8 protein-coding genes are annotated in these 9368 nt (G+C 71.9%); 4 read left to right on the top strand and 4 right to left on the bottom strand.

Annotated elements, in window-relative coordinates; genetic code table 11:
* Positions 1 to 92 precede the first annotated feature (92 nt).
* The 3 genes from ABZ297_RS45145 to lepB are packed head-to-tail and all read right to left on the bottom strand — an operon-like array spanning position 93 to position 2754.
* Positions 93 to 290, bottom strand: coding sequence for a hypothetical protein (locus ABZ297_RS45145; RefSeq protein WP_355360215.1), 198 nt, complete (start codon positions 288 to 290; stop codon positions 93 to 95).
* A gap of 2 nt (positions 291 to 292) precedes the next feature.
* On the bottom strand, positions 293 to 2275 hold the full coding sequence (locus ABZ297_RS45140; protein WP_355360212.1) for a BTAD domain-containing putative transcriptional regulator: 1983 nt from the start codon (positions 2273 to 2275) through the stop codon (positions 293 to 295).
* 20 nt (positions 2276 to 2295) lie between these two features.
* Positions 2296 to 2754: a signal peptidase I gene (gene lepB, locus ABZ297_RS45135; RefSeq protein ID WP_355360209.1), complete on the bottom strand. Its 459-nt coding sequence runs from the start codon at positions 2752 to 2754 to the stop codon at positions 2296 to 2298.
* 187 nt (positions 2755 to 2941) lie between these two features.
* On the opposite strand from lepB, the gene ABZ297_RS45130 reads away from it, so the two are divergent.
* Both ABZ297_RS45130 and ABZ297_RS45125 read left to right on the top strand, forming a co-directional pair.
* Positions 2942 to 3622 (top strand): hypothetical protein, encoded by a 681-nt coding sequence (locus ABZ297_RS45130; protein ID WP_355360206.1) that lies wholly within the window; start codon positions 2942 to 2944, stop codon positions 3620 to 3622.
* Between the two features lie 120 nt (positions 3623 to 3742).
* A complete protein-coding gene (locus ABZ297_RS45125) occupies positions 3743 to 6202 on the top strand; it encodes a hypothetical protein (RefSeq protein WP_355360203.1) in 2460 nt (819 codons plus the stop codon).
* A 419-nt stretch (positions 6203 to 6621) separates the two neighbouring features.
* Here the strand turns inward: ABZ297_RS45125 and ABZ297_RS45120 are convergent, their stop codons facing one another.
* The gene (locus tag ABZ297_RS45120) at positions 6622 to 7776 is read right to left on the bottom strand and encodes an RtcB family protein (protein WP_355360200.1); all 1155 of its coding nucleotides are present in this window, start codon (positions 7774 to 7776) and stop codon (positions 6622 to 6624) included.
* Positions 7777 to 7966: 190 nt separating this feature from the next.
* On the opposite strand from ABZ297_RS45120, the gene moaA reads away from it, so the two are divergent.
* The gene (gene moaA, locus ABZ297_RS45115; protein ID WP_355360218.1) at positions 7967 to 8956 is read left to right on the top strand and encodes a GTP 3',8-cyclase MoaA; all 990 of its coding nucleotides are present in this window, start codon (positions 7967 to 7969) and stop codon (positions 8954 to 8956) included.
* Positions 8957 to 9136: 180 nt separating this feature from the next.
* Positions 9137 to 9368, top strand: a 232-nt coding sequence (locus ABZ297_RS45110) for an NTP transferase domain-containing protein (protein ID WP_355360197.1), incomplete at its 3' end; no start/stop codon positions are given.

The following is a 9368-nucleotide window of genomic DNA, read 5'->3' as shown; positions in this document are numbered from 1 at the left end:
CGTCGCCGAGCCTGGCCGCCAGTTCCAGGCCCCGGGCCACATCGGCCGCGGCCGCCGCCGGGTCGCCCTCTCGCAGCCGGATCTCCGACCTGCTACAGGTCGCGGTCCGCCCGCCGGACGGACAGGCACCACTCCAGGCGGTCCGCCGCCTCGGCGTGCCTGCCCATCCGGAGCAGCACCTCGCCCACGTTGTGACCGACCATCCCGACCCGCTTCGCCCCGTGCGCCCCCAGCAGCCGCACGCCCGCGGTCATCTCGCCGAGGGCGGCGTCGAGGTCGCCCGTGTGCATGCTCAGCCAGCCGAGATTGTGCAGCGCCAGCCCTTCGGCCTCCCGCTCGCCTGGCCGGGCCGCAGGTGCGGTTGCAGCAGGGCCTGCACCCGGCGGCAGACGTCGAGGTACCAGTCCAGGGCCCGCCGGACCGCCCGCGCGCGCTCGTCCGGAGAGTCGTGGGCGGCGGCCAGCTCGGCGGCGAAGAGCCGCAGCAGATCGTGCATGCGGAACCGGCCGTCGCCGACAGGCTCCAGCAGGCGCGCCTCGGCCAGCTCGTCGAGGGCGGCCTCGGCCGTCTTGGGATCGACGTCGGCCAGCGCGGCGACCAGCTCGACGCCGACCTCGGGCACGTCCAGCACGCCGAACAGGCGGAAGACGGCCTTCGCCGGGCCGGCGGGGCCGAGCGTCGCGTAGCCGACCTCGAAGCAGGAGCGGATCCGCAGGTCGGCCGTCTGCAGCTCGTCCAGCCGCCGCTGCTGGTTGCGCAGCCGCTCGCCGAAGCGCGCCAGCGACCAGTCGGGGCGGCCCGCGAGGCGGGCGCCGGCGATGCGCAACGCCAGCGGGTGGTGGCCGCACCAGCGCGTGATCTCGGTGGCCGCCTCGGCCTCGGCCGCCACCCGCGTCTCGCCGGCCAGCAACGCCAGCATCCGCAGCGACTGCGGCTCGTCGAGGACGCCGACGGCGATCGGCACGGCGTCCACGGTGGTCAGCGCCGTCCTGCTGGTGACCAGCGCCGCGCATCCGCTGCTGGCCGGCAGCAGGGGCGCCACCTGGGCGGCGCCGACCGCGTTGTCGAGCATGACCAGGACCCGCCGGTCGGCCAGCAACGACTGGTAGACGGTGGCCGCCTCCGCCGGGTCCACGGGGACCTCGCCGGGAGGCACTCCCAGGGCGCGCAGGAAACGGCCGAGCACCTCGGCGGGCCGTAACGGCGGCAGGTCCGGCGTGGCGCCCTGGAGGTCGACGTAGAGCTGCCCGTCGGCGTAGCGGCCGGCCACGCCGTACGCCGCCCGCAACGCCAGCGTCGACTTGCCGACCCCGCCGGGGCCGTGCAGCGCCATCACCCGCGGGCCGGCGCCCGCCGCGGGATCGCCGCACAGCACGGTGTGCAGCCGGGCGAGCTCGGCCGACCTGCCCACGAACACCGTGGGAGGCCGCGGGAGCTGGCGCGGACGGGGACGCCCGTCATCGACGGACCCGGGAGGCACGGCCTGCCCGTCGACGGCCGGGGCGTGCCCGCCTGGCGGCGGCAGGGCGGTGTCCCTGCGCAGCATCGCCTGGTGCAGTCGGAGCAGGTCAGGGCCCGGGTCGATGCCCAGCTCGTCGGCCAGGACCCTGCGGGCCGCCCCGAACGCGTCCAGCGCGCCGGCCACGTCGCCGCACCTGTACAGCGCCACCATGAGCTGGCCGTGCAACCGCTCGCGCAGCGGATACTGCCCGATCACCTCGCGCAGCCGCGTGGCCGCCGCCGCGTACCTGCCGAGCGCGAGCTGGATCTCCGCGTGCTCCTCCACAGCGGCCAGGTAGCGGTCGGTGAGGCGGGCGACCACCTCCCGCAGGGTCGGCCCGAGCGGCACGTCCTCCGCCGCCATCCCGCCCCACAGGGCCAGGGCCCGGTCGTAGGCGTCCTGCGCGATGCCGAGGTCCCCACTGGCCAGCGCGTGGCGGCCCTCCGCCGACAGCGCCTCGAACTGGAAAAGGTCGAACTCGGCCGGTTCGACGCGCAGCAGGTAGCCGGCGTCGGAGGTGACCAGCCGCTCGTCGGCCGGGCCGGACGCGGGCGTCACCAGCTTGCGCAGCTGCATGAGGTAGGTGCGCAGGTTCGCCACCGCCGAGCGGGGCGGACGGTCGTCCCACACCTCCGCCACCAGGGAGCGGATCGGGACGACGTGACCGGCCCGCGCCAGCAGCATGGCGAGCACGGTGCGCTGCTTGGGCGCGGTGATCCGTACGGGCGAGCCGTTGGCCTGGATCCGCAGGGGGCCCAGAAGCCGGAACTTCACGATCGTGCCCTCCTCGCCGGCTACAGGGCAGGGCCGCCCAACCGGCGCAGCGCGACACCGAGCAGCTGGTCCGCGGGGAAGAAGCCGCGTTGCCGGGAGTCGAGGCTGTCGGCGTTGTCGCCGTAGACCACGAGCGCGCCGGCGGGCACGCGGGCGCCGTCGGCGCCGACGTCGGGCGGCACCGGATCGCCGGGTAACGCAATCGCGCGCTTGATGTTCCAGCGCCGCCCGTCGGCCCCCGGCGGCCCGGGCAGAATGCGCCCCGACGGGTCCGGCGGTGGCTCGAGGACGACGACGTCGCCCCTGCCCACCTGGTCGATCCGCCGCCGGCGCACCAGCACGCGGTCGCCGTCGTCAAGCGTCGGGGCCATGCTCGTCCCCTCGACGGTGACCACCACGTAGCGCCGGCGGGCCAGAAGCGCGCCCGCCGCCACCGCCACGACGACACCGGCCAGCAACCCACCGTTGATCAGCTTCATCGCGCTCTTCCCCGGGTGAGGGTTGATCATCTGAGGGAAACGATCTCCGTTGGCCGGCGACGCTGTCAACAGTCGCTTACCGGGATCACGAAACCTCACTCGCGAGGGTGGGAGTCCCCCTCTGCTGGAGGAGCGTGGCGAGGCTGAGGCGTGGGCCGAAGTGGGTGTCCCGGCGGTCACTGCGTTCTTGTCCTGGCTTCGCAACGGCCGCAAGGTGCAGTTCGAGGCGGTGCCGCAGGAGGACCGTCCGTCGGACGACACGCTGGAGGCCCGCCTCGGGGCGGTGATCTCCTTCTACCGCTGGCAGGCCGCCGTCCACGACGTGCCGGTGGCTCGACGACTGCTCAAGGGCGCACCTCGTCGTGCTCCCGCCAGGGGGCTGCTGTCTCACCTGGACGCTCGAACCACGCTGGCACCGTCGTCGCTGGTCAGGGTGCGGCGGACTCGGCGCCGGGATCGGCCTCCGATCCTGCTGCTACAGCAGGTACAGGCAATCATGGATGGTTGCGCGATCCATGACGGCGGCGCCGGTGAGTGGGTCGGCAACCTGCGCGACCGGCTGCTGTTCGCTCTGCTGGCGGAGACCGGGATGCGGCTGGGCGAGTCCCTGGGCATGCGGATAGGCGACTTGGTGATGGGCCGCGGCGGCACACCCTACGTGGAGGTTGTCCCGCGGGATGCTGGCATCCCCGATGCGATCCGCGGATCCCGCAGGGAGAGCGCGAGCCCCTCGGTTATGAGGGATGCTCGCCAGGCAGAGCCCAGATTCCGTGGCTGCGCGAGGCCATCAAATGGCACCTGGCAACCCTGCTGGAGTCCGGCACGCTGGTCTGGTCGACGATCGTCGGCAGACGCGTTCTTGCCCTGACGCGGTTCGACCGCTGGCTGGCCACACTCGACGACCCGACCGCCGTGCTCAGCGATGCCGATCGGGCCGGGGCCAGCTACCAGACAGTAGCGTACTGGTGATCACGGATAGGGGGCTGGCGTGGAGGATCTGGGTTCATCCGTTCTGGCAGCGCTGGCGGCGGCAGGCGAACCGGTCGATGCCAGCGTCGTGGCGACCTGGCTCGGGCTGGCCCACGCGGACTTGGTACGTCCGGGCCTGAACCGGCCGACGGGATGTGATCTTGCGCACGACGGCCACGGCGGGGTGCTCCGCGCGTTGGCGGCCCTGCTCCACAGGAGGCTGGCGGCAGCCGTCTTGGGGGCTCACTCCACAATCGCCGATCACTATCTCACGCTGTGGGGCGGGCTGGGGAACGGCCTGCCAGCGCTGGCCGCGCATCCCCGGCTGGGCGATGCCGACGCCGGGTACGGCTTACGTCACCTGGTCTACCACCTGCTCGCGGCCGGGCGCGCCGAGGAGGTGCATCGACTGCTAGCGTGCGAGCAGCCCGCCGGTCAGGGGCGGCCTGGGGTGGTGAACGTGTGGTTCGACGCGCGGCACCGGGCCGGGCAGGTCGATGGTTACCTGCGCGACTTGGAGGCGGCCGGCGGGGCGGCGCGCCGGGCCACCGACGCGGCGGCCGACAGTACCGCTCCGTCGCTGGGTCTGGAGATGCGCTACACCCTGATGAGAGTGTGCGCGGAGCAGGCTGATCGGCCGCGCCGTGAGGTGGCGTCGATGTTGCTGGAGGCGGGGCTCTGGGATCGGGTCCGGGCTTTGAACGACGTCCGCCGCCTGCCCGGCGGCGAGCGGGGGCGGGAGCTGCTGGACATGCTCCCGCATCTGCCCGAAGAGCAGCGGCCGCGGGTCCTGCACGAGGTGGTGGTCGACGCCATGACCGCGGTACAAGGTGATCCCAGCGTCGACACCGATCTGCTGGCCGAGGTGGCGGCGCTGCTCTCGCCGCAGGGGATGCGTCGCGCGGTGGCGGCCGTTTCCGGGCTGGAGAGCCCGCAGAGTCGCATCGTGGCTCTGACTGGGCTCGCCCCTCACCTGACGGCCGAGGCGATGTATGACGCGCTGGCCGCCGCCAGAACGTTTCAGGACGAGTTCTACCGTGCGTGGGCGCTGCAGGAACTTGCTCCATTCCTCACAGCCGGGCCGGCGTCGGAGACGCTGCGTGATGTACGGGCGATGCCCTCTTCATTCTCTCGCGATGCCGCGCTGATCGCGCTGATCCCGCGGCTGCCCGAGGACCTACGCGGCAGCGCCCTCGTGGAGGTGAGGGAGTTCAGTCCCGAGGCGCTGGGATGGCGCTGGATCGAGGCCATCATGCTGCTTCCCGAACACCAGCGCCGTACCACACTCGCCCGAGTCGTTGAGAGGGCCGCGCCGGACAGGCACGTCGAACTGCTGGTAGAGGCGGCCGGAGTGCTGCCACCCGGCGAACGCGACGCAGTCCTGGCCGAGGCGCTGGCAGTGTCGCACACGATCACCGATCGCGATGTCCGGGAACGTTCGCTGGTCAGCGTGGCAGCGCTGCTGCCCGCAGGAGCCCGAGACCAGGTCGTGACCGGGTTGCTCACGTCCGCCCGAACGCTCGTTGACGAGGACGACCGCGCCCGGCTGTTGATCGACGCGGCCGAGCTGGCACCGCCCAAGGAACGGGTCACACCGCTGACGGAAGCCGTTGCTCTGGCCTGTAAGACCGAAAATGCCACCCTGCTCATCAGAGCGGCTGCCCTGCTGCCCGCCGATCACCCGAACCGGAACGCGGCACTGAGCCAGGCACTCGAGATCAGACTCCAGGACGTCTCCTACGAGAACTACTTCGCCTACGGCGTCCTCGACGAACTGTGCCCACTCCTCACCGACGAACTGATGGCCGTGCTCGTCCACGCGATCCAGGCGTTGGAGCGTCCCGGTTACCTGGGGCGTTTCCTGTCCGCGAGGGCCGAGCACCTGTCGGGCGTCGCGCTGGAGGCCGGGCTGGACGCGGCCAGGTCCTTCAGCGACCCCACTCGCCGAGCACTGGCGCTGACCGCCTTGTCCGACCGGCTGCCCGTCCGGCGGAAATACGAGGTGCTGGAGGAGGCCCTCACCGCGGCCCGCAGCGCGCGCCGCTGCCTCGACGACATTGCGCTGCGGCTTCCTCCTGAGCGACGCCGCGCCCTGCTCGTCGAAGAGCTGTCCTACTGGCACGACGGTTTCCTGGACACCTGGCGCCAGGATCGCCCCGACGAGTCGGCGCGGCCGGTGCCGTTCGGCTTCAGCCTCGTCCCGGTCGGTGAGACTTGGGGGATGGGCGAAGCGGTGCACGCCGTCCTGATTCGCGCTCAGCGGGCCTGGCGTCGAGGCGAGGGGCGAGCTGCGGTCCTCGCGCTGATCCGTACGGCCTTGGGCCGTTATCGCTTCGTGGACGCGCCGGACTCCCCCGTGCTGACAGCCGCCGCCCGAGACCTCGGCGGACCCGACGCCGAACGGGAATATCGCCTGGCCATCCGCGACATCGACCGGTGGTGGAACCATCCGGCCACGCTTGGCCACGCGGCAGAGTGACACTGTTCCAGTCGGCCAGCCGCTGGAGCTTGAGTGTGGTGTTCGTGGCGGGCGGCCGGTTACCCCGGGCCGCAACGGCGTCTTCACAGCCCGCGCCCTCAGCCTGTCACCGCAGGTGAACAGAGAGGAGCAAACGCCGAAGATCCAACGGGGTGTAGGTCTGATCTGCGATTGAGCGTGTGAGGGCCGGTCGTCGGTTGGTGTCGTCGCCGCCTTGTCGTCGTGTTCGCGGAGCATGCACAGGACGGTGGCCTGGGGATGGGTGCTGGCCCCTTTCTTACTCTTGGTGATGACGAGCTTGGTGGCGATGTCGTGCAGGCTCTTGCCGTGGGCACGCAGGTGCAGGGCCATGGACTGCATGGCGGCGTAGTCGTCGCAGTCCAGGTCGGCGACCGGATGGTGCGGGCCAGGGGAGGAAGTCAACCCTTGTAGTTGAACACCTGGCGCAGCGTGTGCTGGATCTCCACCAGGTCCCGCTGGTCCGCCATCACCCGGTCGATGGACTTGTAGGCGTCCGGGTGCTCGTCCACGAGCGCGGCGGCCCGGTCGGCGTTCCACGTGCGCCCGCGCATCGCCTCGGTCAGGGACGCCGCCGACAGCTCACGCTTGGCCTTGGTGCGCGACATGCGGCGGCCGGCGCCGTGGGAGCAGGAGTTGTACGACTCCGGGTTCCCGCGCCCGCGCACGATGTACGAGCGGGTGCCCATCGAGCCCGGGATCACGCCCTCGTCGCCCGTGTCGGCCTTGATGGCCCCCTTGCGGGTGATCCACAGGGACCTGCCGTAGTGGGTCTCCTGCTGGGTGAAGTTGTGGTGACAGTTGATCGTGCGCACCCGCTGCCCCTGCCCGGCGACCCGGAACAGGGCGTTGACGAGGACCTTGTCCATCCGGGCGCGTGAGGCCATGGCGTAGCGCTGCGCCCACAGCATGTCCTCGATGTACGCGGTGAACTCGGGGGTGCTCTGGACCAGGTAGGCCAGGTCGGGGTCCTCCAGGCCGATGGCCTGCTTCCTCATCAGCTTCTTGGCGCCGGCGATGTGCATCGTGGCCAGCTGGTTGCCGATGCCGCGCGAGCCCGAGTGCAGCACCGTCCAGACCCGGTCGCGCTCGTCGAGGCAGACCTCGACGAAGTGGTTGCCGGAGCCGAGCGTGCCGAACTGGTCGGACACCTTCTTCGCCTGCTTGGGCGTCAGGTCGGTGTGCGGGAGCCCCAGCTCGCCCAGGGCGCGGTCCATGGACGGGTCGTCGTGGCCCCTGCCGACGCCGGCGGGGATGCGGCGCTCCACCATCGGCATCAGCGCGGCCAGGGTGTCGGGCAGGTCGGCGGCGGTGAGCGTCGTCTCGGTCGCGACCATGCCGCAGCCGATGTCGACGCCCACGGCGGCGGGGATGATCGCTCCCTCGGTGGGGATCACCGAGCCGACCGTGGCGCCGATGCCGACATGCGCGTCAGGCATGAGAGCGACGTGGCCGGAGACGAACGGCAGGCGGGCGGCGCGCGCGGCCTGCGTGATCGCGCCTTCGTCGATCTCGCTGGCCCACGACAGCAGGTTCGGTGCGGGCTGGTTCGGCATCGGATGGATCTCCTCACTGGTCGATGATCAGTCTTGCTGAACCAGGAGGGGAAAACCCACTCATTTTACCGCTCCTGCCATCGAAGGGTCTGGAACGGAATCAGGGGCGGGGGGAGAATGTTGGCGATATTGGGGCGCTGCGGACGTGCGTCGTAGGCTTGGCCTGATGATCCGACAGGAGGTGAAGCGGATGTTGCGAGACTCGTTCGGACGGGTGGCGACCGATCTCAGGGTGTCCCTCACGGACAAGTGCAACCTGCGCTGCACCTACTGCATGCCGCCCGAGGGTCTCGACTGGCTGCCCAACGCCCAGCTCCTGACCGCCGACGAGATCGTCAGGCTCGTCGCCATCGGCGTCGAGCGGCTCGGCATCACCGAGGTCCGCTACACAGGGGGCGAGCCGCTGCTGCGGCGCGAGCTGCCCGACATCGTCGCCCGCACCGCGGCGCTCGAACCGAAGCCGCAGCTGTCGCTGACCACCAACGCCATCGGACTGGCCCGCCTGGCGCCGGCGCTGGCCGAAGCCGGGCTCGACCGGGTGAACGTCTCGCTCGACACGCTCGACCGCGACACCTTCCAGAGGCTCAGCCACCGCGACAGGCACGCCGACGTGATCGCCGGGCTCGCCGCCGCCGACGAGGCGGGCCTGCGCCCGGTCAAGATCAACACGGTGCTGATGCGCGGTCTCAACGACCACGAGGCCGTGCCGCTGCTCCGCTTCTGCCTCGACAAGGGGTACGAACTGCGCTTCATCGAGCAGATGCCGCTCGACGCGCAGCACGGCTGGAGCCGCGAGAACATGGTCACGGCCGACGAGATCCTCGGCCTGCTGTCCGGCGCCTTCGACCTCACCGTCGACGACGTCGAGGAGCGCGGCAGCGCCCCGGCCGAGCGATTCCTGGTCGACGGGGGGCCCGCCAGGGTGGGCGTGATCGGCTCGGTGACCCGTCCGTTCTGCGGGGCGTGCGACCGCGTCAGGCTGACCGCCGACGGGCAGGTCCGCAACTGCCTGTTCGCCACCGAGGAGTCGGATCTGAAGACCCCGATGCGCGCGGGCGCCTCCGATGACGAGCTGGCCGAGCGGTGGATCGCCGCCGTGGCGCGCAAGCGGCCCGGGCACGGCATCGACGACCCGTCGTTCCTGCAGCCGGCGCGCCCGATGTCGGCGATCGGCGGCTGACCTCCGGGGCCGTAGCGGCCGCTCCGCATCCGGGGGGGTCCCGCCCTGCGCGATCCCTGAGATCCTGCCTTCCGCGCCGAGATCCCGCCGCTGCCGGAATCTCGCTCTGCCGCGCGTCCCCCGATCGGCCGGCGGCGGGGTGCCCGCTTCGCGCGGCCGAGTGCTGAGTACCTTGGGGGCGTGGAGTACGACGCGGTGGTCCTGGCCGGGGGAGAGGCGCGGCGGCTCGGGGGCGCGGACAAGCCCGGCCTGACCGTCGGCGGCAGGACGATCGCCGAGCGCGTGGTGTCCGCCGTGCCCGACGCGGCCCGGGTGGTCGTGGTCGGCCCGGAGCGCGCACTGCCCGGCGTCGTCTTCACCCGCGAGGATCCGCCCGGCGGCGGCCCCGTGCCCGCGCTGCGCGCCGGCCTGG

This window comes from Nonomuraea sp. NPDC005983, from assembly GCF_040614375.1.
Taxonomy (GTDB): Bacteria; Actinomycetota; Actinomycetes; order Streptosporangiales; family Streptosporangiaceae; genus Nonomuraea.
This window is presented reverse-complemented; position numbering and strand designations above follow the sequence as displayed.